The organism is Flavobacterium sp. KBS0721, assembly GCF_002007065.3.
GTDB classification, from domain to species: Bacteria; Bacteroidota; Bacteroidia; order Flavobacteriales; family Flavobacteriaceae; genus Flavobacterium; species Flavobacterium piscis.
This window is the reverse complement of sequence record NZ_CP042170.1, coordinates 4,308,913-4,332,953: the sequence shown is the minus strand read 5'-3', so window position 1 is coordinate 4,332,953 and position 24,041 is coordinate 4,308,913. Positions and strand designations below refer to the sequence as shown.

At 33.9% G+C, this 24,041-nt stretch carries 16 protein-coding genes; 10 read left to right on the top strand and 6 right to left on the bottom strand.

Going from position 1 to position 24,041, the window contains the following annotated elements; genetic code table 11:
* Positions 1 to 23 precede the first annotated feature (23 nt).
* Together B0M43_RS18625 and B0M43_RS18620 are read left to right on the top strand one after the other, a co-directional pair.
* Complete coding sequence (locus B0M43_RS18625; RefSeq protein ID WP_078007687.1) at positions 24 to 1,415, top strand: endo-1,4-beta-xylanase; 1,392 nt, start codon at positions 24 to 26, stop codon at positions 1,413 to 1,415.
* 54 nt (positions 1,416 to 1,469) lie between these two features.
* Positions 1,470 to 2,396 carry a glycoside hydrolase gene (locus B0M43_RS18620; protein WP_078007686.1) on the top strand — a complete coding sequence of 309 codons (927 nt, stop codon included), beginning with the start codon at positions 1,470 to 1,472 and terminating at the stop codon, positions 2,394 to 2,396.
* Positions 2,397 to 2,534: 138 nt separating this feature from the next.
* Here B0M43_RS18620 and B0M43_RS18615 read toward each other — a convergent pair whose 3' ends face one another.
* The 3 genes from B0M43_RS18615 to B0M43_RS18605 form a co-directional block, all read right to left on the bottom strand.
* A complete protein-coding gene (locus B0M43_RS18615) occupies positions 2,535 to 3,353 on the bottom strand; it encodes a tyrosine-protein phosphatase (RefSeq protein ID WP_078007685.1) in 819 nt (272 codons plus the stop codon).
* A 99-nt stretch (positions 3,354 to 3,452) separates the two neighbouring features.
* Positions 3,453 to 6,308: a TonB-dependent receptor gene (locus B0M43_RS18610; protein WP_078007684.1), complete on the bottom strand. Its 2,856-nt coding sequence runs from the start codon at positions 6,306 to 6,308 to the stop codon at positions 3,453 to 3,455.
* Positions 6,309 to 6,526: 218 nt separating this feature from the next.
* Positions 6,527 to 7,624 carry a helix-turn-helix domain-containing protein gene (locus B0M43_RS18605; RefSeq protein ID WP_078007683.1) on the bottom strand — a complete coding sequence of 366 codons (1,098 nt, stop codon included), beginning with the start codon at positions 7,622 to 7,624 and terminating at the stop codon, positions 6,527 to 6,529.
* 327 nt (positions 7,625 to 7,951) lie between these two features.
* Here B0M43_RS18605 and B0M43_RS18600 point away from each other — a divergent pair, with 327 nt between their 5' ends.
* Together B0M43_RS18600 and B0M43_RS18595 are read left to right on the top strand one after the other, a co-directional pair.
* A complete protein-coding gene (locus tag B0M43_RS18600; RefSeq protein WP_168199960.1) occupies positions 7,952 to 10,957 on the top strand; it encodes a PAS domain S-box protein in 3,006 nt (1,001 codons plus the stop codon).
* A 1-nt stretch (position 10,958) separates the two neighbouring features.
* A complete protein-coding gene (locus tag B0M43_RS18595; protein WP_078008013.1) occupies positions 10,959 to 11,411 on the top strand; it encodes a response regulator in 453 nt (150 codons plus the stop codon).
* Positions 11,412 to 11,538: 127 nt separating this feature from the next.
* On the opposite strand, the gene B0M43_RS18590 is transcribed toward B0M43_RS18595, so the two are convergent.
* Together B0M43_RS18590 and B0M43_RS18585 are read right to left on the bottom strand one after the other, a co-directional pair.
* On the bottom strand, positions 11,539 to 12,321 hold the full coding sequence (locus tag B0M43_RS18590) for a GLPGLI family protein (RefSeq protein WP_078007681.1): 783 nt from the start codon (positions 12,319 to 12,321) through the stop codon (positions 11,539 to 11,541).
* A 4-nt stretch (positions 12,322 to 12,325) separates the two neighbouring features.
* Complete coding sequence (locus B0M43_RS18585) at positions 12,326 to 15,124, bottom strand: outer membrane beta-barrel family protein (protein WP_078007680.1); 2,799 nt, start codon at positions 15,122 to 15,124, stop codon at positions 12,326 to 12,328.
* Positions 15,125 to 15,936: 812 nt separating this feature from the next.
* On the opposite strand from B0M43_RS18585, the gene B0M43_RS18580 reads away from it, so the two are divergent.
* Positions 15,937 to 17,274 carry a DUF6734 family protein gene (locus tag B0M43_RS18580; protein WP_123921817.1) on the top strand — a complete coding sequence of 446 codons (1,338 nt, stop codon included), beginning with the start codon at positions 15,937 to 15,939 and terminating at the stop codon, positions 17,272 to 17,274.
* A gap of 886 nt (positions 17,275 to 18,160) precedes the next feature.
* Here the strand turns inward: B0M43_RS18580 and B0M43_RS18575 are convergent.
* A complete protein-coding gene (locus B0M43_RS18575; protein WP_065450011.1) occupies positions 18,161 to 18,382 on the bottom strand; it encodes a hypothetical protein in 222 nt (73 codons plus the stop codon).
* Positions 18,383 to 18,691: 309 nt separating this feature from the next.
* On the opposite strand from B0M43_RS18575, the gene B0M43_RS24510 reads away from it, so the two are divergent.
* From B0M43_RS24510 to B0M43_RS18555, 5 genes are all read left to right on the top strand, one after another.
* Positions 18,692 to 18,844, top strand: a complete 153-nt coding sequence (locus B0M43_RS24510) for a hypothetical protein (RefSeq protein ID WP_168199959.1) — start codon at positions 18,692 to 18,694, stop codon at positions 18,842 to 18,844.
* 417 nt (positions 18,845 to 19,261) lie between these two features.
* Entirely contained in the window at positions 19,262 to 19,654 is a 393-nt protein-coding gene (locus tag B0M43_RS18570) for a hypothetical protein (protein ID WP_078007678.1), read from the top strand.
* Positions 19,655 to 20,024: 370 nt separating this feature from the next.
* Positions 20,025 to 21,164: an ergothioneine biosynthesis protein EgtB gene (egtB, locus tag B0M43_RS18565; protein WP_078007677.1), complete on the top strand. Its 1,140-nt coding sequence runs from the start codon at positions 20,025 to 20,027 to the stop codon at positions 21,162 to 21,164.
* Positions 21,165 to 21,185: 21 nt separating this feature from the next.
* Positions 21,186 to 22,547 (top strand): mercuric reductase, encoded by a 1,362-nt coding sequence (locus B0M43_RS18560; RefSeq protein WP_078007676.1) that lies wholly within the window; start codon positions 21,186 to 21,188, stop codon positions 22,545 to 22,547.
* Between the two features lie 62 nt (positions 22,548 to 22,609).
* A complete protein-coding gene (locus tag B0M43_RS18555) occupies positions 22,610 to 24,022 on the top strand; it encodes a BCCT family transporter (protein WP_078007675.1) in 1,413 nt (470 codons plus the stop codon).
* The last annotated feature ends 19 nt before the right edge of the window (positions 24,023 to 24,041 follow it).

Sequence of the window (24,041 nt, the reverse complement as noted above, 5' to 3'; positions counted from 1 at the left end):
ATATTCTAAAATAAAAAAACAGTATGAAAATTAAATTTTTATTAGTGCTGGCCAGCTTTTTCTTTTTTCTAAATGCCTGCTCTAAAGACGACAACGAAACTGTTGCTGCTTTAGAAACGCCAGTTGCAAATGCACCAAAAGATGTAAACGATCATGGTTTTAAAGCCAAATGGAACTACGTCTCGAATTCAAAAAGCTATCTTTTGGATGTTTCTACAAACGAAAATTTCAGCACTTTTGTTTCCAACTATCAAGCAAAACCAGTGACCGATTTAAACGAAGTTGTGGTTGGTTTAGCAGGCGGAACTCAATATTATTATAGAGTCAGAGCCAAAACAGAAACTGAAATTTCCGGATATTCAAATGTTATCAGTGTTGTAACTACAGGTTCAAGCGACATTCCTGAAGATCCTACATTTTTAAAAGTAAAAGCCAATAAACTGGCTAATCCGTTTTTTATTGGTATGGCGATAAAAGCTTCGCAATTGACTACAGGAAGTCCTTATGATGTTATTTTAAAAAATGAATTCAGTAGTATTTCTGCCGAATACGAAATGAAAATGGATCAGATTTCAACCGCAAGCGGTGTTTACAACTGGACTGTAGCAGATAAAATTGTTGCTTACGGAAATACAAACGGAATCAATGTTCACGGTCATGCTTTGGTATGGCATAATTCAGTACCAACCTGGTTGAAGAATTTTTCAGGTACTGATGCCGAATTTTCAGCTGAAGTTAAAAAGTACATTACAGACGTTGTGACTCATTATGCAGGAAAAGTAAAATCCTGGGATGTGGTCAACGAAGCTGTAGATGACAACGGCGGTGCAATGAGAAATACTATTTTTCTTCAGCGAATGGGAGCCAATTATGTAAAAGATTGCTTTCAGTGGGCCAGAAATGCAGCTGTTGCAGCGGGCGATACCCAATTATTGTTGTTTTATAATGATTATGCAACTTCAACGAATATCCCAAAACAAGATAAAGTTTTTAGTATTGTAGATGATTTAAAAGCAGGTAATAGTATAGATGGTGTTGGTTTTCAAATGCATAATACCTATTTAAGCCCAACAAAAGCACAAATAGAAACTGATCTTAACAGAGCTGCAGCAAAAGGTCTGAAAATTCATGTTTCGGAATTAGATATACAAGTCAATCAGTCTAATGACATTACGACTTTTACCAACGAAAGAAGACTGGCTCAAAAAGAAAAATACAAGGAGATCGTAAAAATCTATAATGCGCTTCCTGCAGCAAATAAATATGCCTTAACTATTTGGGGAATGAAAGATAACGAATCATGGATTCCTTTTAGTACAGAACTTAACCATCCTGGAAATGACTGGCCTTTATTGTATGATTCAAATTTTGCAATTAAAAGCGCTCATACCGGATTTCTGGAAGGCTTAGATTAATTACCTAAAAGATAATGCTTTACTTCAACTATTAATTAACCAAAAAATTAAATTATGAAAAAATTAAATTTAATAGCATTAACAGTGACCTGTGTATTAAGTTTAGGATTTGCTTCCTGCGCAGATGACGTAAGTCCAACTGCAAAAGAGCAATCAGCAAGCTTAAGTACAAAAAGCAGTACAAGCAAAGTAGCCGGTGCGCCATGGGTCAAACAATTTGAAGATACATTTAATGTAGGCTCAAGTTTGTCTCAATGGACAAAGGAACAACGTGCAGATTATAATTCCTGGTATTGCGATTATTCAAGCTCAGTCCCAACGACACAATGGAGAGACGGAAAACAATGTTTGGAAATCAAGACAACAAAATTGAGCACGTACAAGTATCAATCCGGGTTCATTTCGTCTAATTACCAATACAAACCTGAAAATAATACAGAGTATATGCTTTCTGCCAATATTAAACTAGTAGCGATGGAGGGCGGAACTTATAAATCATTTACAGAAACTTACGGTGCCTGGCCTGCGTTCTGGTCTGTGCAGCAAAATGGATGGCCAACCAAAGGAGAAATCGACATTTTGGAAGCTTACTCTTTTGCACCCAATGCAAGTCGTTATACATCCAATGTTTTTTATGGAACTTCTCCAGGAGCAAACCTATTAGGAAACTCCGCAGAAAGAAACTATCCTGCTAATTTTAATTTAAACGGAAATAACGGATGGCATTTATATGAGTCTTTCTGGAAAATGAAAAACAATGTTGTAACGGTAACCATAAAGGTTGACAATGTCACTGTTGCAGAATATACTAACAGCAGCGTTTCTAATCTTAATTTTAATAATTTTGGAAATCATTCTATTATTTTCAATATGAATGTAGGATCCAAAGATTCTAATTTCATTGACCCTAATAAAATTAAATTATTTTCAACTGTAATGATGTGGGTAGATGATGTAACTGTTTATAAAAGAGCAATTTAATTAATACTGAATCAGTATATGTTTAAAAAATATTTTTTTAGATAAAGTAGAAACCTCCATAAATCATTTTTGATTTTTGGAGGTTTTTTATATGATCCAATTTTAGAATTGCCCTCTTAATGTCAATCTTTTGGTCAATTATTTCACCAAATATTTCTTTTGAATTTGTTTTTTGACTTTTTTATCAATGCCATATTCTACTAATAACATTTTATCAATACTCCCATATTTCTTGATAGCCGCATTCCACGCTGATTCTAGGTAAGCTTGTTTTACGCCCATTAATTTTGCCATTCTTTCCTCGGGAATTCCGTAGGCTTTGTATTTGCTTAAATCTGTTTTTGCGATGGCCTCGTTAGATCTTAAATAATCTTTCATAATTTCTTCATCAGAAACATCTAAAATATGCAACAATAATGAAGACGCAAATCCTGTTCTGTCTTTACCTGCCGTACAGTGAAACAAAACCACAGTTTCTTTTTTCTTTACTTCATCAAAGAAAGGTTTAAAGTCCTTTGCGCTTTCTGCAAATCCTGCGTTGGCAGCAACCATTAATGAATCTGCCTGTGCTTCGTTGAAAGTTGGAGACATCATAATTTTCATAAATTGTCCCATTTCTTTACCATTAATAGAACCAATGTTAGCTCGTGTAGTTGCAATTTTTTCTCGTGCTGGAATAAAATCAGGATCTTTTTTTATTTCATCGTCGTTTCTAAAATCTACAATTGTAGTGATGTTTAAAGCGTCGAATTTTTTAATATCGTTCTCTGTGAGTTTAGAAAAATTACCTGATCTGAAAATAATATCTTCCTTGATTTTTTTGCCGTCTTTGTTATGAATTCCTGATAATGATCTGAAGTTCGGGCTATTCTCGATTTCCATATTTTTTTGAGCCTGAGTTTGAAAAGCAATCATTAAAAAGACTGCTGTTGTGCGTAAAAGAGTTTGAGTTTTCATATTTAATTATTTTGAAATTAGAGATTGGAATTTTAATGCAAACTGAAGTATCAGCTTGCATTAAGTAGTATGTATAAAGTTTTTGAAAAGAAATGAATCTTATAAAATTTGGTATTTAAGACCTAACTGACCATTAATCGACGACCATTCACTGTTCGTGATTCTACCTTCATTGTTTCCAAGAAATTGTTTAAACGGTTCGTTAGTAAGATTTCTAACTTCCATAAAAATTTTGATTTTATTGCTGATCGAATAATCTGCAGAGAAATCAACTGTGAAATTTTGCATAGCAGAGATATAATAATCCGGACCTAAATTTTGATTGATCGTTTCTACAGATTTTCCTCTGTAATTTCCGGCGATTCTAAACATGAAGCCATATTTTTCGTAGAAAACAGAAGAATTAAACAATAACTTAGATTGATTTGGCAATGTAGTTTCGTCCGTAGCGGTTACATTTCCTTGCGCATCATATCTTGAAACTTCTAATTTTGATTTAATAATTGAAGTATTAAAATCAATTCCAAATCCGCCCCAGAAACCATTCCATTCTGTAAATCTTTTTGTGATTCCAAATTCAAAACCTAATAAACTGGCGTCTTTAATGTTTTTAGGCTGCGTCACGATATAATTAACGTTATTGATTCTTTCTGCCGAAATATCCCTGAAAATATAGTCGCTAATATCTTTATAGAAAACACCTGCCGTAATCAATCCAATATCTTTTAAGAAATACTCTCCCATAAAATCTAAATTATTAGAAAAAGTAGGTTTTAAATCCGTATTTCCTCTGGTGATTTTTGAAACTCCAGCGGTCAAATCAATAATTTCACTCGGATTTAAATCGGGTAAATTTGGTCTTGAAAAAGTTCTGGTATAAGCCGCTCTGAAATTGATATTTTCATTGAAAGCATATTTCAAATGTACCATTGGCAAAAACGCATTATATGATGATGTTTTGGTAATTGGCGTCGCCACTTTAGTTTGCGAATCATAAGCGGTACTGCTCATCGTCACATTTGTTTCTTCGTTTCGGGCACCGGCAATGATTTTTGTTTTTTCAGATACATCATAAACTCCCATAACATAAGCGCTGAAAACATTTTCTTCGCCTTTAAACTTTGTTGTTACATTAGAGGCCGGAGAATAATCTGCAAAGCCATTTGCTTTTAAGTAGGATGGTGTGAAAATATCAAACAATTGATTTTTTGTAATTGGGTTTACAATTAAGTTATTAAACGGACTTCCAATTTCTGAGAAGAAATTACTGGCATTTGGATACGGTTCCGTTTGTAAACTGCTCATCGGAAGTAAGGCTGGCGAACCCGGAATTCCTAAAGCTGCTCCAGGTAAATAAACGATTGGTGTTTGTTGTCCTTCGTAATCTTTGAATCTTAATTTTGAACCAGCTTTGATCACAAATCTGTCAGTCGCATCATAATTAAAATTAATTTGTCCCACTTTATCATGATCTCTCTGGTCCAATTGTGTAATGACCAATTGTTGCAAAGTTAATCTTGTCGGATCCATAACATCCGTTGGATTCGTCAGTTTTGGATCGATGTTGTAAATGTTTACACCATTTCCATCAGGAGAATCAAAAGTATTATAAACCGCCCCGTCAGATGATCTTACACCAAAATCACCAACCAATTTTTGAGAAAACTGTGCAATTGGTAATCCTCTCATATCAGAAGACATGTTTGGAGGAGTGTCCAAAAGATACGTCATTTCGTTATTGGCAAAAGACCAGTCAAATTTCAATTTAGAACCAATTCTGTGTTCTCCGCCAATTTCCAATCCATTTAAATCTGTTTTATAATCGGAATAACGGTAGCTAAAAGTGTATCTCTTTTTAGCAAAGTCATAGAAAGATTCATAAACCGGACGCACATCCCTGAATTTGTCATACAAGAATTTTCCGAAAAACTTATTCTTATCGTTCAATTCAAAATCAATTCCACCGCTTATTGCTTTTGTAGTTCTTTGCCCAAAATATCTTTTAGCATTAACGGTATTAATACCATATTTTTGAGATTGTACAGGAGCATTAATATTGTAATCTACTACCATTTCATCGGTAGCGAAATTTCTGTCCCATATAGAAGCCGCTAGTACAACTCCTAATTTATCTTTAAAAAATCTTTGTCCATAAACTAAAGAGGCATTATAAGAACCTTTTTCAGCTTTTTGATTGTAACCGCCACCAAGACTCGCGTTCAGCATGGTTTTTTTAGGCGCTGTTCTGGAGATAAAATTCACAGATCCTCCAATGGCATCACCTTCCATATCAGGCGTTATCGCTTTTGATAACTGGATGTACTGGATCATTTCGGTCGGAATGGCGTCTAAAAGTGTGTTTCTCGTTCCCATTACAGAAGCACTTGGTAATCTTGTTCCGTTGTATAAAGTCGATGTCCATCCGTAAGGCGTTCCTCGAACACTCACCTGATTGGCTTCTCCGTGATAACGGTTAACACTTACACTTGGCATTCTTTGAACCGCTTCGGCAGCATTACGGTCTGGTAATTTTCCAACAGCATCTGCAGAAAGCACGTCCATAATGGCCAAGGATTTCTTTTTCATGCTTAAGGCTTTAATTTGAGATGGCCCTGTAAAACCTTTTACAATAATTTCTTTTAATGCTCCTTCTTCTGCAGCAAGCGTAACAGTTCCCAGATTATTAATACCCGAAACCAATTTTATTTCTTTGGTAATCGTTTGGTAGCCCATATAACTAAATGAGACTGTAAGCTTTTCTCCCGATAAATTCGAAACTTGAAAATTACCATCAAAGTCTGTCGAGGTTCCTGTTTTTCTTTCTAAAATCGAAATATTTACTCCTGGTAAAAAGGTTTTTCCATCAGAAACTTTTCCGATCATTGAAGCATAATTTTGCGCTATAAGTTGATTTCCGGATAAAATCAAAGCAAATAACAATAGTAGTTTTTTCATTGTGTTTAGTTAATTTTTGTTTTCTGCTGCAAAACTATCTGATGGTTATTTTCCGGAAGTCTTTTTAAATTTAGGCGTACAAAAAAGACTAAAATTGTTTCTAAGTAATTGATTATTAGTTATTTGTAAATAATATTAAATGGTTAACTAAATATGAAGGACTTGTTATTCTGAAATTCAATTGGGTATGGAAATACTTTTCTTATAAAAAAATGACTTTACGAGAATGCATTTTCTGATGATAAAGCTTCTTCAAGTACTTTTTTGTAATCACTTGGAGTTGCTCCGGTAATTTGTTTGAAATATTTATAAAAAGTCGATTTGTTTTTAAATCCGCTTTCGTAACCAATTGTAACAAAATTGGCGTCTTGTTTTTTATCTATTAATCTTTTGGCTTCTTCAACTCTTAATGAGTTTATATATTGATAGAAATTAGTTTTCAATTCGACATTGAGCGCTTGAGTGATTTTTACTTTCGAAATATTTAAATCGGAAGAAAGTTTGTCCAGATTAAATTCAGAATCTAGATGGCCTTTTTTGGTTTTAAAATAGGCTTGAATTAAGTTGATAATCTCATTCATTTCATCCGATTTCAATTCGTAGTTTTTATACTTTTCTTCGTTTTTCAGTTCAATGACCAATTTTTGAATCTCAAAAAAGATGGCAAACCGAATGTGAATGACATAAATGAAGATAAAAAGCATCAGACAATAGTAAACAAAGCGAAGGTTTATGATCATCTCCATATTAAAAGCCAAAAGCAAAAGTCCCAAAACAGTTAATATTCCTAAAGAACAGTAAACACTTCCGATAACTTTTACGATGCTGATTTTTAAATTAAAGATTCGCGAAGAATCTGGTTGCGAAGAGCGGATATACTTCAAACAATAAATACTATAACCCAGGAAAGTGGGAATTAAAAGCAGCATCACGATAAGGTTAGAAAGTTTGATGATTTTTGGGAATACCGGATTGCTTACCGCAATAAAGACTATAATAATATTGAAGGCAAAACCTATAAAGAATGGAATACAGTGGTAACAGATCTTTTTGGTTGAAATGGGTTTGCCAAAGACCGAAAGCATATAAAAATAAAGCAACGGACCGTAGAGAAAGGAGAAACTCCCGTGCAGTTTTTCAAACAGATTGGCATCCTGATAAAAGAAGAGTATAGAGATCTTATAGAGAAGGTGAAAAAATATAGTTCCGAAAAAGATACTCAGGTAAAAATCTTCCTGCCTGAATTTTTTATTAAAAAAGATTAATAAAGCAGTAATTAAGGATTGAATCGAGGTTAAGTAAAGAAGGAATAACATAATAAGTTGTATTGATAAACAAAGCTAGGCTATGATAATTATCAAAAGGTTACCAAAAGATTAAGCTACCTGAACGTTAGCTATTAGACAGTCATTTTAGTTTTCATTTTTGAGGAAATTTATAAAAATGAAATTACAGTAAAAATCCTTTTTGAGGACAATATCAAAAAACATTTTGATTTATTTTAGTTTAATCACATGATTAATTAAATTTGATGTTAAAAACATTAAGAAAGTAGAAACGCTTTTTTAGATAATAGTAAATACATGGAGTTATTAGAAAATAAAGACCTCTTTCATACCATTTTAAACTCTGCCTCAAATGGCATGACAGTAATGCAGCCCATGTACAATTACGAAAGTAAGATCGACGATTTTTTAATTCTCCATTCTAATTCTTACATGCTTAATCTGACGGGGAAAACCGATTACAACGGTAGGCGTTGTAGTGAATTTTTTTCCAATCTAAAAGATGCTGATATTCTCGAAAAAATTATTAAAGTAGCTGAAAGTGGAGTTGCCACTAGTTTTGAAAAATGCTTTGATGATACAGATAAAATACAATGGCTTCAATTTACAGCGTTAAAGCAGGCTGAATTGATAATACTCACAACAGAAGATATAAGCGAAAGAAAACAAACAGCAATTGTAATAGAAAATTTGCTTACTGCCGCAGAAAAACAAAAACGATTTTACGATTCTATTACAAATAATACTCCTGATCTGGTCTATGTTTTTGACTTATCTTATCAATTTACTTATGCCAACAAGGCTTTGCTTACCATGTGGGGTAAATCAGAGCAGGATGCTATTGGTCGCGGTTTAAGAGAGAACGGTTATGAGGAATGGCATGCACAGATGCACGAAAGGGAAATTGATGAAGTAGTTGCGACAAAAAGAACCGTTAGGGGAACAGTATCTTTTCCTCATGCTGAATTAGGCAGTCGTATTTATGATTATATCCTGGCTCCGGTTTTGAATGAACAAGGTGAAGTAGAAGCTGTTGCAGGAACTACCCGTGATATTACAGAGATAAAGCAAGCAGAGGAAAAACTGCAGAAAAGTGAGACGCGCTTTCGTAATATGATTCAGCAGGCACCGGTGGCCATGCTGCTTTCTAAAGGAGAAGATGTAATTATAGAAAGTATAAATAAACCAATGCTGCAGTTCATGAATAAAGAAAATGCAGCAGAAGCCCTTGGCAAAAAAATGACTGAAGCGCTGCCTGAACTGATTGGTCAGCCGGCGCTCCAAACTGTTATTAACGTACAGAAAACGGGTATTCCGTTTAAAGGAGATGAGCAGCCTGTAGACTTAATAATTGATGACAAACTCGAGCGACGTTATTTTAATTTTTCCTATGACTGTATTGATGAAATGGAAGAAAGTCCGGCTGTATTGCACATGGCCTTTGATGTAACAGAACAAGTACTGGCCAGACGCAAGCTGGAAGATAGCCAGAGCAGATTAAAATCAATGATTGATCAGACACCTTCACCGACTTTGGTACTGATGGGCGATGATTTGGTAATAGAGCAGATTAATAAACACATGCTTGAAATGATTGGCCGCGATCAGGAAGTTATTGGCACTCCATTAATTGATGTTTTGCCTGAACTCAAGGGGCAATATGTATGGAAACAAGTTCAAAACGTTTACAATAAGGGAATTCCTTATGATCAAAGTGAAGTACTTGTCTCGCACGCTCGTAATGGAGTAGTGCAGGACTATTATTATAATCTCGCGTACCGCCCATTAATTGAAAACGGTCAGACAACGGGGATGATCCAGGTAGCAATCGATGTCACTGAGCAAGTGACATCAAGAAAAAAACTAGAGGAAAGTGAGGGCCGTTTCCGGGCGTTGGTTAATGCTTCATCAGATGTGGTATATCGAATGAATGCCGACTGGACGGTAATGCGTAATTTGGAGGGACATGGTTTTCTTTCCGATACCGGGAAACCTATTGTCAACTGGATAGATAAATATATTCATCCCAACGATAAAGAAAGGATTTTGAGTAGTATTTATGAATCTATTTCCAGCAAAAGAATAATTGAATTGGAGCATAGGGTTTTAAATACCGATGGTACTTTTGGATGGGCGCTTTCAAGAGCAGTCCCTATTCTGGATGATCATGGTAATGTAATTGAATGGTTTGGTTCGGCAAGCGATATTACTTCACAAAAGGAACTGCAGCAGGTTATTAAGGAAAGTGAAGAGAAATTTAGACAACTCGCAGATCTTGTGCCACAAATTATCTGGACAAGCAGACCAGATGGCTTTATTGATTATTATAATAAACGTTGGTACGAGTACACAGGATTTGAAGAAAGTGAATTTGGTGATTCCAGCTGGATTCCGATACTGCACCCTGATGATGTGACCATTGTAACCCAATATTGGTATCAGAGCGTTCAGACAGGATCAACCTATCAGCTTGAATTTAGGTTGAAGAATGGAGCAACGGGTGAATATCGTTGGTTTTTAAGTAAAGCTGTCCCTATAAGAGACAAAACAGGAATTATCACCAAATGGTTTGGTACTTGTAATGATATCCACCAGCATAAGACGATCAACTATAGTCTGGAAAGTCTTGTACAGGATCGAACCAAAGAGCTCCAGCGTTCTAACGAAGATTTACAGCAATTTGCACATGTTGCTTCACACGACTTAAAAGAGCCGGTGCGAAAAATCAAAACTTTTACCAGCCGCCTGGAAGATCATCTTAAAGGGCAGTTAGATGAATCTGCTATGAAATTCATTGACAGGATTCACGTGGCCACTGATCGTATGTACAACATGATTGATGGTGTTTTGGCCTATTCTAAAATCAACGCAGATTTAGAAAAGCCAACAATGGTTGATTTGAATGAAATTATAAAAAATATTGAAACAGATTTGGAAATAGCGCTTCAGAAAAGCGGTGGAAATATCCAACATTCTGATCTTCCAACGTTACAAGGGGCGCAAGTATTGTTATACCAGTTATTCTATAATCTTATCAATAACTCAATTAAATTTGCAAAAAAAGATGTACCTTCAACAATAACTTTGGTTTCAAAAACAATAATTGAAGAGGGGAATAGCTTTGCAGTAATCACATTAGAGGATAACGGAATAGGTTTTGAGCCAAAGCAGGCAGAGCAGATATTTGAAACTTTTACCAGACTTAATTCTAAAGATAGTTATGAAGGTACGGGTCTTGGATTATCACTTTGTAAAAAAATTGTAGAGAGGCATGGAGGAAGTATTGTTGCTATTGGCAGTCTTGCCAAAGGAGCTACGTTTATTATAAAACTTCCACTGTTGCAAAAAGAAAATGAAATTTAGTATGGAAAACAAGACAATCTTAATGGCTGATGACGACATAGATGATACAGAAATGTTTTGTGAGGCATTAGAAGATTTAAGCGAAGATATAATTTGCCACTGCGCAATAAATGGCAATGAGGTGATAGAGATACTTCGTAATCTTGCTGAAAAACCACAGCTTATTTTTCTAGATCTTAATATGCCTGTTATGAATGGCTGGGAGTGCCTAAAGTTGCTGAAGGAAGACGACTTGCATCAGGACATACCAGTTATTATGATCTCTACTTCTTCTCACAAAAATGATATAGAAACGGCCTTAAATAGCGGAGCAATAGGCTATCTGGTTAAGCCAAATAATTTTAATGATTTAAAAATTGTATTACATTCTATTACATCAAATCTTGGAAAAGATTTAAAAGAGGCGATTTTTAATTTACAGGCTAATGGTCAGAATCATATTTATACTAAATAAGCATGACGGTAAGTGTTCCATGCTATATAAACAGAAACAAGAATCCCAGTTAAAATATTTTAACTGGGATTCTTTGTTTTATTTTGTTATGTTTTTTGATGTGTAAGAAATAGGTTTTAATAGCTAGTTATAAAGAGTAGGCTTGTAATGTTTTTTTCGCCCATTTTCCCCAATCTTTCAAAGCATCCAAAAGTGTTTTGTTTAGTCCTTTATTGTCAGTAGGTTTACCTTTGATTGGCGGGGCTAAATCTTTGTCAGAAACTGGAATTTCTGTAACTTTTGTAGCAAACCATGTCATATTTTCGTGTGGCATAGCCAATCCTAAAATTGTTCCGGGTAAGCCTGTAAAAGATTCAGGGCCACCAGCAAATGGAATTTGAATAGTGTAATAGGCAACAACATAAACAGAATCGAGAACTATAGCATTTGCTCTGCGGCATTCATAACCCGCGATTTCTCTGGTTTCATCGGTGATTTTCCAGTCAATTTTGCGTAAACTGTCTTTAACTAAGTATAAATCATCGTAAACATTTTTTTGTGTAATACTGGTTTTCGCATCAAGATCTGTGGCGATAACATTTTTTAAATTAGCCATTGCATCGTCAGCAATCCAACTGTTGCTTGTTGACTGATTTGTTTCATCCCATTTGTATAAACTCTTGTTTTTTGAAAAGCTGAGAGTGCTTTTTGTAGTTTTAAATTGTGGATTGGTTTTTTTATAACTTTCAAAAGCAGCTTGATAATAACTATCAGTTTCTCCTTTTAGTTTTTTTGTAATCAAAGCATACATATTCGATTTTTTCTCAAATTCGATTACGCCATTTTGCACAAAGTGGTCATTTTGCGCAAAAGTATTGCAGCTTGTCAATACAATTATTAAAATTAAGATGCGATTTATTATTGTTTTCATGGTTTTAGTTTTGTTTAATTTCTCCTCCGCCCATCTTGCTGAAATCCCAGCTTACAGAGAATAAAAAGTATCTTTGGATAGTGGTATAAGTACTTTGGTTGATATTTCCATTATAAGCCGAACGATTAAATCCTACATTTTGGTTCAAAAGATCTCTTCCCGTTATAGAAACTCGTAAATTATCGCTTTTAAAGAATTTTTTGGTGATTGATGCATTCCAGATAAAACGTTCAAAAGTTTCCTGAATCACTTGTGTTTTTCCATTATATTGATAATTACCATCTGTGCTAATTTCTAGTTTAAAAGGTAATTCTATACTCGTCCAGAAATTTCCATTAAAACCCCAGCCATCGCTATTACTATTTTCGTTGATGCTTGCATTAGCAACGTTATAAGTGGGTCCGAAGCTGGTATTAAAATTGTATTTTTTTTCTTTATACTTTGATAAGTTTAAATTAAAGGAATAAGTTGAATTTTTAGTTTCATTCAGTTTTGTATTGATGTAATTATAGTTTACATTTTTGTTGGCGCTTAAACCAATTCCTGCGTTCATGTCTATGGCTTTGATTGTTTTGCCAAAATTAGTATTCAAAAAATAACCTGTTGTAGCTTTGTCTTTTAGGTTTACAAATTGAGAGATACTTTGTCCTCTATCATTTGTAACCACATTACTTATTATTGGATTTATCGTAAAATTGTACGTTGCATTAACCGAAAAATATTGATTGCTAAGTACTTTATACGAATAATAACTTCCTCTAAGAATATTTCTAAAAGAAGGATCTAAATCTGGATTACCCAAAATCGTATTCAATTGATTTTGATTGTTTCGTATCGGTTGTATTTGTTCTAATGTTGGCTGATCGCTGTTTCCGTTATACGACAAACGAAGTACTTCTCTTTGTTTAAAATTATATTGATAGTTGATTTGAGGCATGTAGTTGATAAATTTTCGCGTAAAATTTTCATCTGTATAAACATTATACTGTTTAAAGTTGACGCCGCTAAATTTAGAACCAAAAGAAAAAACAGTTTTATTTTTTTTGTAATTAAAAATCCCTCCAAGTTGATTTATCGTTTGGTCTAATTCATAATTATTACTAAAGACGGAATCCAGAACATTATAATTTCCATCCGTGGATTGATTAAAAGATTTACGATCAGATTTTCCGTTACTTATGTTGAAGCCATAATTAAGAATTAAAGTCAGGCTTTTAGATAACGGTTCGGTATAGATTAAATTTGATTTAAAAGCTGTATTTGTAATATTATTGACTTTATTTTGATCGACTACTTTGGTGCTGTCCGGACTAATTACCGATGTTGTAAAAAATTCAGCTTTTGAATTTAGATAACCATCACTTTTGCTATTTGTACTCGACTGGCTTAAATTAAGAGATAATGTTCGGCCCGTTTTTTTAAGTCTTTTGGTTAATAAAGTATTTATATTAAATATTTTATCATCAACATCATTTGTAGTTGTCTGTTTTAGATTATTCAATTGGTTACCTTGTTCATCAGTACCTTTTCGCATTTCTGCTTCACTTGAATTACTGTTTTTAAATAATCCGTCTACATTTAATTTTAAAGTTAAAGTAGTATCAATTTTAATTTCATAAGCCAGATCAAGTTTATTTTTAGTCATGTTTTTCTCAAAACTCTTGTCTGAATTATTGTAAATGCTGCTGGAACTTAAATTTTGCTGGTTAATATCATTGCGATCTCCTGAAAGTTTGATATCGCCAATTTTATAATTTACATTGATAGATTCTTTATCGTTGTTCCATTTATTGTCAAAATGTATTCCGCCAGTTTGAGCTACCGGAATTCCTTCACCATTAAATTGACCATCCCAGCTATCTAATTCATCATTTCCGCTACTTGTAAAATTAATACCGCCGTCATCAGCTACTTGATAACTGTTTTGGCCATATTTATCTTTGTCTCCCCATCCTAATCCTACTTGTCCTGTGTTCCCAAAAATGCCATAAGCTGCTATTTTTTTCTTATCCCAAAACTTATTAAACATGGCTTGACCTTTATAAAAATTATCAGTTCCTCCTCCGAGTTCTACTTTCCCGAAATGACCATTTTTTTTGTCTTCTTTAAGTTTCACATTTAGCGTTTTGGTTTTCTGACCATCATCAATTCCTGTAAAAGCGGCCTGATCACTTTTTTTGTCATACAATTGTACTTTATCAACCATATCAGCACGTAGATTTTTTGTAACTAAAGTGGGATCATCACCAAAAAATTCTTCACCATCAACCAAAACTTTGGTGACAGTTTCGCCTTGAGCGGTAATTTTACCATCCTTATCAATCTGTATTCCCGGGAATTGTTTTATCAGATCTTCCACTTTTGCATTAGGTTCTATTTTAAATGCTTTTGGATCGAATTCTAACGTATCTCCTTTTATTTTCATGGCGGCTCTATTGCCTTTTATAATTATTTCGGATAGTAATCGTCCTTTATCAGCCAAATTAATTTTACCATAATCTTTGAGTAACTTTGTAGAATCAACAGAAAATTGATCTACAAAATCAGCATATTTGGGATAAGAAACCAGTAAAATAAATTTACCGGCTTTAATATTATTCAATTCAAAATAACCATTTTCCTTAGCTCGGGTAAATTTTAATAAAATGGAATCTTTTGCTCTTAGCAAAGAAACTGATGCATTCGTTAAATTAGAATTGTTTATCGTATCTGTTACATATCCTTTAACTGTGCCTGATATTTGTGCCTGTAAAGTATTGGATAAAAAAAGAAAGCAACATAATAATAGTATTGTTTGTCTCATTAATTGGTTGTGGTTTTTTGAAAAGTAGACATTATTGTTCTATTCTATTTTTTGAGAAATAGAACTAAAATGCACTTGTTGCGTGATTTATTTTTGGATTAAGCAAGATTGTAGATTCTAAAATAGAAATTGAAATAGCACCTTTTGATACAGGTTTGCTGAAGTATAGTGGCTTGATTTTATGATATTCATATTTTTTTTGCGAGGTTTTGGTTGTTAGTGTTGTAAGTTTTAACGATTTTGATTAATGATCGTTACTATAATAGTTAAATTTTAATATAGGCCAAAAGTAAATAAAAATACTACAATATTAAAAAAGACTTTACTTTTATTGTCATGATTAATTATTTAGATTAACAATCATGTTTTTTAGCAATATCTTTTGAATGTTAAGTTTAAATTCTTTGTTGAAAGTTCATCTATGTTGATTACGATTTCGTCCTGATTATAATATTTTAGATGGTTATGTTCTTCCATTTCTAATTATAATAAAAGATTTAGTTAGTACTCGAGCCATAATTACTCACTGGAATTTTCATGTAAAATTTTACTGTTAAAATCGATTTAGCATTTTGCCTTTTTATATTATATGTTAGTTGTACCGTAGAACATAATAGTATCAAGTTGCAGGTTGCAGAATCTGTATATTATACGGAATACCGTAAAAAACTTACAAATAATTAAGTTATATTGCAGCTGGTATTTATATAATTTGTAAATAATGCTGGCAGGCATTTTTATTGAATTCAGTATGAATCAAACACTAAGAAAAATTGGCATTAATTAAAAAAAATAAGCTCAGCTCCATTTAAATGAAGATAATACAAAGTTTTTGGACCGGTAATTCGACTGATATCAAAAGTAATTACGGCTGGTTTTCTTATAAATACAATTGGCTGAGCTGGATTTTGAGCTCTCATCAATTGGTGAAATTTCATAAAGAAGTAGAATTGTACACAGATCGTTTTGGATATGAGATTTTAATTACAAAACTCCAGCTGCCCTATACAAGAGTTCATGTCGTTTTAGATGATTTAAATCATTATCCCAACGATCTCTGGGGTGTTTCTAAAATTAAAGTGTACCAGATGCAGACCGAACCGTTTCTGCACGTTGACGGAGATGTTTTTGTTTGGGAATCTCTGGATGTAAAATTTCGTTGTGCCACTTTACTGACGCAGAATTTGGAAATTACTGGCGATAATTACACTAAAATGTGGAATGAAATTTCGCCAGAGCTTCTGTACATGCCCGATGAAATGGAGCGCTATCATAAACGTTCCGACAATTTTGGATGCAATATGGGGGTTACAGGAGGAAATGATATTGATTTTTTTAAAGAATACGCTGCAATCAGCATTGATTTTTTAGATAAAAATAAAAAAGCCTGGCCCAAAATCAACTGCCTTAATTTTAATTTATTTTTTGAACAGGTATTGTTTTACCAGTTTGCTCAGAATAGGGATGTAAAGATTGATTTTTTGTTCGATGAAGTATACAATGACGGCTACTATTCCGGTTTTGCTGAATTTCAGGATGTTCCCGATAAAAAGTATTTACATTTACTGGGAGCCTATAAAAAAAATCCCGCAATATGTAAAGCTATGGAAGTTTATGTAATGAAAAATTATCCACAGTGTTATTCAAAATGGGCTGTAATGATCAATGAGGCGGAAGGGGAGCAGAATGAAATTGAATTTCTGACCCCGGAAAAGTCTGCAGAACTGATTTCAGTGTTTGATGATGAGCTTAAAAGAGGAAAGTTTTCTGCCGAGCATTATCTGCTAAAAAGGGATTTGTATACGGAAGGTCTGCCGGGCAGTTTTAAAAGTTTGCTTAGGAAAAAAGAAGATTTTAATATCGTGCTGTTAGACGGCTTGGAACAGAAGGTGTCTGAACTAAATGATGAAGAAGTGTTGTTTCTGGAAATAAAGGAGCATAATGCTATGCCTGGGAAATACGAGCTGGACGATTTAGATCAAATTGCATTAGCTAAAATAGAAAAGGGAATCCTGTATTCTGAGTTTATTACTGAAATGATGGTTCATTTTGATTGCGAAACTCAGGAGCAGCAAGACAATGTTCTAGCACTTTTAAACGGACTTCTGACCAATTATATTGTATTAAAAATAATAGCGATTTACAGATAACATAAATTTAAAACGGTATTTATAAGGCCATGGCATCAGTTTATGTTTTATGGATTATTTTAAGATCTGCCCTGATGTAAAATCATGAATTATGTTAAAATTTAAAAATAAATAGGTTGTAAGTAAGTAATTATCGTAAAAATAATTCATATTTGTAGGTATAATTTTGGTATTTATGAATACACAACTTAATTTTGGTATTTCAGAGTTAATGCAAAGATATGTAAGCAGAAAAAACTGCGATAACACAGACAGAAATTCCAGGTGTCTTTAAATGATTGGAATCGTAATCACTTTAAACTATAAGTTATGTTTGACAAAAAAACAAAAGACAAAGAAGTTAAAAAATTTCTACCGAGTGATGTGCAAAAGCTGACTGAAAAACAGCTAAAACAGACTATGGGAGGTTATCAGTACCCTCATCTGTGTTATGATGAAATTAGAAACAGATATTATAAGTGCTAATAGAGCCTTGAATAGAACAGCAGGATAACTGCAACTCATTTTTAGTGCTGTTCTAAAGGGATTTATCAGCTCGGACAATATGTCAAATGGGGCTGAAAGACACTTTATAATTCAAAATTAAACTGCTGGTATTTGTGCCTGCAGTTTTTTTTTATCCAATTGTATCTTTATTGGTAAAGTTGAGAGCGTTGTTACTTTTTATGATGATTGGCAATGGAGAGGCTGGTTGGAGTAGAATCTTATTTGGATTAGAATATTACTTATCTTCATTACATTGGTAATGATTTTAATGTAGCTGGACTTTTGAAGCGCTGTTTGGCTTTTTATTTTTCCATCACTGCTTAAAATGCCATTTTTACAATGTACAAAGCCTGCAGTATTTATATACTGCAGGCTTCCTATTTTACTATTTAGGTTTAAATTAGCTTGACTTTTTTAAAGTATACAGTCCGCCTGCTAAAAGAGCTGCTGCTACTCCAAGATAAAGAAAACCCTGCATTTGTCCCGATTCGTTCGAAGCATCAATTTTAAGGCCTAAAAAGTTAATTTCTTTGGTGCTGTCTGATACCCGGTTTAATCCCACATAGCCTGCGGCCAAGCTGATCACTATAAGTACAATACCCACTATTTTTGCTGTATTCATCATATTTCAATTTAATGTTTCTTAAATGTAAGAAAAATAATTTTGGTATGGAAATTAAGCAGCTAAATATTGCTGTATTTCAGAATGATTACCACCATGATATAAAGTTTCGAACCTAATCTCTTAGGGCTTTATTTTGCTTGCGTTCTATTTTTTTAACCATGTGTCACTATTCTGCCCAAATTAGATTATTTGCGGTATCATTGCCTGATTCCTGGCGTCACTTTTTTCACTTTAAGCAGCTTTAAGGATGATGAGATTAACCTTGCAGTTACCTCCAAAGCGCTGTATTATTAACTGGAAAAATACATGAATTCAGATCAATTTGATCCGAAAAATACTTTGAGTTTTGAGTTGATACAGGATGTATTTGCAACGCCATCAAAAGAAACATTTGATACCTATACAAAAGACAGTCCAGACGAACTTAAGCCAAATTCAAATCAAAATAAAGTGAAATAGATTTATCATTATTTTTTTGTTCGCTTTGTGCTATTAGTAAGCTTCTTTAAGCTAATAGTAAATTTTTTAGTTGTGTATTAAGGTTTTTATTTTTAAAATTATTAATTACAACTAGAAGTTATATTCTACAATTTAAAATAGAGTAAAAACTGGGAGTTACAAGGTATTTTTGTTAAATGAATATAGTTTCATATTTAAACAGCATCCCATTTTAGAGCTCTTCCTTTGTCATTAAAGCTGTTGTCTTTCCTTTAAAAAACGGTGTCTTTTTGTAGTTTTCTACAAACAATTCTTACGGCTGGTTTGTAATAATGAGTTTAATTCTACAGGCAGAAATATGGACAGATGTAAATCTGAGGGGATCATGTTCTTATATTTAAAGATCGTTTATTTTTTAAAATTAATATACTAATAAAAATGGCAGTTATTCTTGAGAAAACAAAAATTCTGGTTTATGATAAGAGCGGGGTTTTTCTCAGGTATTTTACAAAAGGAATTTCTGATTGTGACTTTATAGCTTTTTCAGGAACTGAAGGTGCTGATTTCAGTTTGTATGATTATAATTTAATTCTTTTTGTGGCGGACAACGAAATTAATTTAAATGAATTCTTTAAACTTTTAAATTCCCGTGTTCAGATACTATTCGCGTCATCATTAAAAAATAATCCTGAGGATATTGAAGAATTAAAAAGCTGGTTTGATATTAAATTTATTAATATCAACGGTACAAAAAAAGAGGTGATACTTCAGCTTAGGTTCCATTTAAATCAGTATTCTAAAAAGAGGCTTAATGCGCAAGTATATATTTAAGTTCAGTCAGACGGGTAAGTAGTTTTGGAAGATTATTACTTGTTTGGGTACCCTGTAATTTCTATTGATTTTGCAGGGTACTTTTATTTTGACAATAGCATTGATGTTAAAAAAAATCAATGCCTTTTTCAGTATCATGATATTTTTGATGTTTGGAAAAATAACTAGTCCTGTCGCCAGAGATCTCTATGTATAATTTAAAATTACTTAAGGCCTGAAATGTGATTCTGACAGATGAGAGAGAACCTTATTGCTATTCTATAATAGAAACTTTGGGATTTTTAACAAACATCTTTTTGCATAAATAATTAACTTATAGTATTTTTAATTAATATCTTACAGGTTAATACGAATAGCACTACTTAAATATATGAAAGCACGTTTTTTAGAAGTCCGAAAAAAAACTGAAGAAATTTGTAATCCTTTGCTTATTGAGGATTATTCAGTACAGCCAAGTGATTTTGCTTCTCCTCCAAAATGGCATTTAGCCCATTCAACATGGTTTTGGGAAGAATTTTTACTAACAAAGTACGCTCCTGATTATGTAGTTTACCATCCTGATTTTTCCTATTTGTTTAATAGTTATTATAATAATGTGGGACAACGTGTGCAGCGTCCTTCCAGAGGATTGATGACACGACCAGCTGTAGCAGAGGTTTATGCTTATAGAGCTTATGTTACTGCTGCAGTCGAACGCTTTATGAACAATGATTTAAACAAAGAGATACTTGATGTCATTGAAATCGGAATCAATCATGAAGAGCAACATCAGGAACTTTTGGTGTATGATATCAAATACATACTAGGAATCCAGCCGACTTTTCCGACTTACGGAAATAGTTTTTTACCAACTGCAGAAAGACAAGATGCTGGTTTTATAAAAATAGAAGCAGGAGTTTATGAAATAGGACATACAGGAGACTTTTTCTGTTTTGATAACGAATTAGGAAGACACAATGTTTATGTAGCTGATTTTGAGATTGCGAACATGCTGGTGACAAATGGTCAATATTTAGAGTTTATTGAGCACGGTGGCTACCAAAATTTTAATTATTGGCATGATGAGGGATGGGCATGGTTGAATGAAAATGAAATTGAAGCTCCATTGTACTGGCATAAAATGGAAGATCAATGGTTTGAGTATACTTTAAATGGTATGCAGAAAATTGTACCCGATTTACCTGTGATGCATATCAGCTATTTCGAAGCTTTTGCCTATGCACAGTGGAAAGGATTGAGATTGCCAACAGAATTCGAGTGGGAAATAGCCAGCAGTCAATTGAATTGGGGAAAATTATGGGAATGGACCAACAGCGCTTATCTGGCCTATCCTAATTTTAGTAAAGCGGCCGGTGCTTTGGGAGAATACAATGGAAAGTTTATGGTGAACCAAATGGTTTTGCGAGGTGCTTCGGTGGCAACACCCGAGAATCATAGCCGTAATACCTATCGTAATTTTTTCAGTGCCAAAATGCGCTGGCAGTTTTCCGGATTGCGATTAGCGAAATAATTTTTTTTAAACTAAAAGACTATGAAAAACTTTGATTATATTATTATTGGAAGTGGGCAGGCAGGTGTTCCTTTAGCGTTTAGCTTATCAAAAAAAGGTACGGTTGCTATTGTCGAAAAAAGTTTTTTAGGGGGGACATGTGTTAACAATGGCTGTATTCCAACTAAAGCCTATGTAGCAAGTGCCCGCAGAATGTGGGATGCTTTTCATGGTGATGCATTAGGCATTGAAATTCCGGATGGAACTAAAGCTAATCTTGAAAAAATTAAAGCGCGTAAAGATAAGCTCGTACATGAATCCCGATTTGGTATTGAAAAATCGCTTACGAGCAACGAAAATATTACCTTGTATAAAGCTGAAGCTTATTTTTTAAGTGATTATGTGGTTCAGGTGGGAGATACGGCAATTACTGCAAAAAAAATATTTATAAATGTGGGGGCAAGGGCAGTAGTTCCTCAAGCTTATGTAGGAATTCCTTTTTACACGAACGAAAATATTTTAGAAATCAAAGATATTCCTAAACATTTGATCATCATTGGCGGCAGTTATATTGGTTTGGAATTTGGTCAGATCTTTCGAAGGTTTGGCAGCGAAGTCACCATTATTGAGTACCATGAAAAATTAATAGCAAGGGAAGACGATACAGTTTGTGACGCAGTAGCCGAAATATTGAAAATTGAAGGGATACAGCTTGTGTTTAACGCAAAGGAAATTGCAGCTATTGAAAACAACCAAGACGGCATTACCGTTACAATCGACAAAAGTGAAATAAAAGGATCTCACTTGTTATTAGCTGTCGGACGCTTGCCCAATACCGATACTTTACAGATTGAGAATACCCATATAAAAGTGGATGAGAAAAACTATATAAAAGTCAATGATTACTGTCAGACTAATGTTGAAGGTATTTTCGCCATTGGAGATTGTAACGGAAAGGGGGCTTTTACGCATACCTCTTACAATGATTTTCAAATTGTAGAAAGTTTTCTTCTTGGTAAAAAAGAGCGAAAAATTAGTGATCGAATTACTACTTACGGTTTGTTTATCGATCCGCCGCTGGGCAGAATAGGCATGACCAAGAAGGAAGCTCTTGAGAAAGGATATGAAGTATTGGTGGCACACCGTCCTATGACAAAAGTAGGACGCGCTAAAGAAAAGGGAGAAAGCTTAGGTTTTATGGAAGCGGTAATAGATGCTAAAACCAATCTTTTTTTAGGCGCTTGTGTTTTGGGAGTTGGCGGGGATGAAATCATAAACGGAATCACCAATTTAATGTATGGCAAACAACCTTATACCGTTTTTCGGGACTCAGTGCACATTCATCCTACGGTTAGTGAACTAATTCCCACGATGCTTGAAACTTTAAAACCAATTCATAAATAAAAAGTATTTTGATTTCAAAACGGTACAGTCATTTTCGAGCAAATAATTTACTATTATATGGGATGCTTTTTGGAGCTGTCTTCTTTATAAGTGGCATTTTGGCACCAGATGGTTTACTAGCTGTTTTGAGTCGGATAAATCAGCAATTATTAGCAGTTTTTAGTACCTATTATTTGGTATTGGGTCTAATTGTGGTGCTGGCTTCTGTGGCGCTTTTATTTTTACCAATTCGGAATCAACGATTGGGTAGTGAAAAACCAGCTTATTCTTATTTCAGTTGGATTGCCTTGCTGTACAGTACCGGAATGGGTTCAGGGTTATTGCTTCGTGCGGTGCAGGAGCCGGTTTATTACTTCAATAACAGTCCTGTAGTGACCTCTAATGCTAAAGAAACGGCGCTGCAGTATACCTTTTTTCATTGGGGATTTACACCTTGGGCCATGTATAGTTTATTTGGATTAATGATTGGGTATAATCTATATGTAAAAAAAGCACCTAATTTATTGCACGCGATAGTACCTTATGTTAAAAGTAGTGTGCTGAAATTTAGTGCCATTCTTTTTATTGTATTAATCACCATTACCGGAGTAATTGCTTCACTGGGTCTGGGAACAGCACAATTAGTGGGTGGGTTGAATTATACTTTTGGCTCGGCGTTTGGAACTCATTTTTTAGTAGGCTGTGTCTTTATAATGGGTGCCATCGCCACATATTCCGCTTTGACCGGGATTACAAAAATGATTAAATTTTTGGCTGATTTTGATTTTCTCTTTTCCATTATTTTAATGCTATTTGTAGCCTTGTTTTTAAATTTCAGTCTTTTTATAACGCAAACTTGTACGGCTTTTTATCACTATGTAATTCATTTTTTTGAAATGAGCCTTGCAATAGGAGATTATACAACCAAGGGCCACTTTACACAGGATTGGACGGTTTTCTATTGGGCATTCTGGTTGGCCTGGGTTCCCTTTACGGGGATTTTTATTGCTCGCATTTCAAAAGGAAGAACGATCAAAGAATTTTTAATTGCTACAATTTTAGTACCCACTTTAGCTACCATTGTATGGTTTGCCATATTTGCCAATAAGGCTTTTGAAATCACATCTAGAGGTAATTCAAAACAGTTTGATGAATTATTCAGTTCTTTATTTGTTTTTTTAGAACATTTTCCTCTGCATGAGATTACCTTTTTGATTGCAGGGATTTTAGTTGCAATTTCAATTATTAATTCGATTGATTCAGCCATTTTTGTATTGGGTATGTTTAGTGATAACGGTAATGAAAACCCTTCCAAAACCCATAAACTCGGTTGGGGTATCATAATTACTTCCACCGCGGTAGGGCTCACTGCTCTTGGTGCGGATGAATTGCTCAACGGGATAAGCAATTTGCTTATTATTATGGCTTTGCCTTTTAGTTTTTTGTATCTTTATTGTATCCTCTCATTCTTTAAAAAGAACATTTTTCTCAAATAATGTAACATCCGGCGGGGGG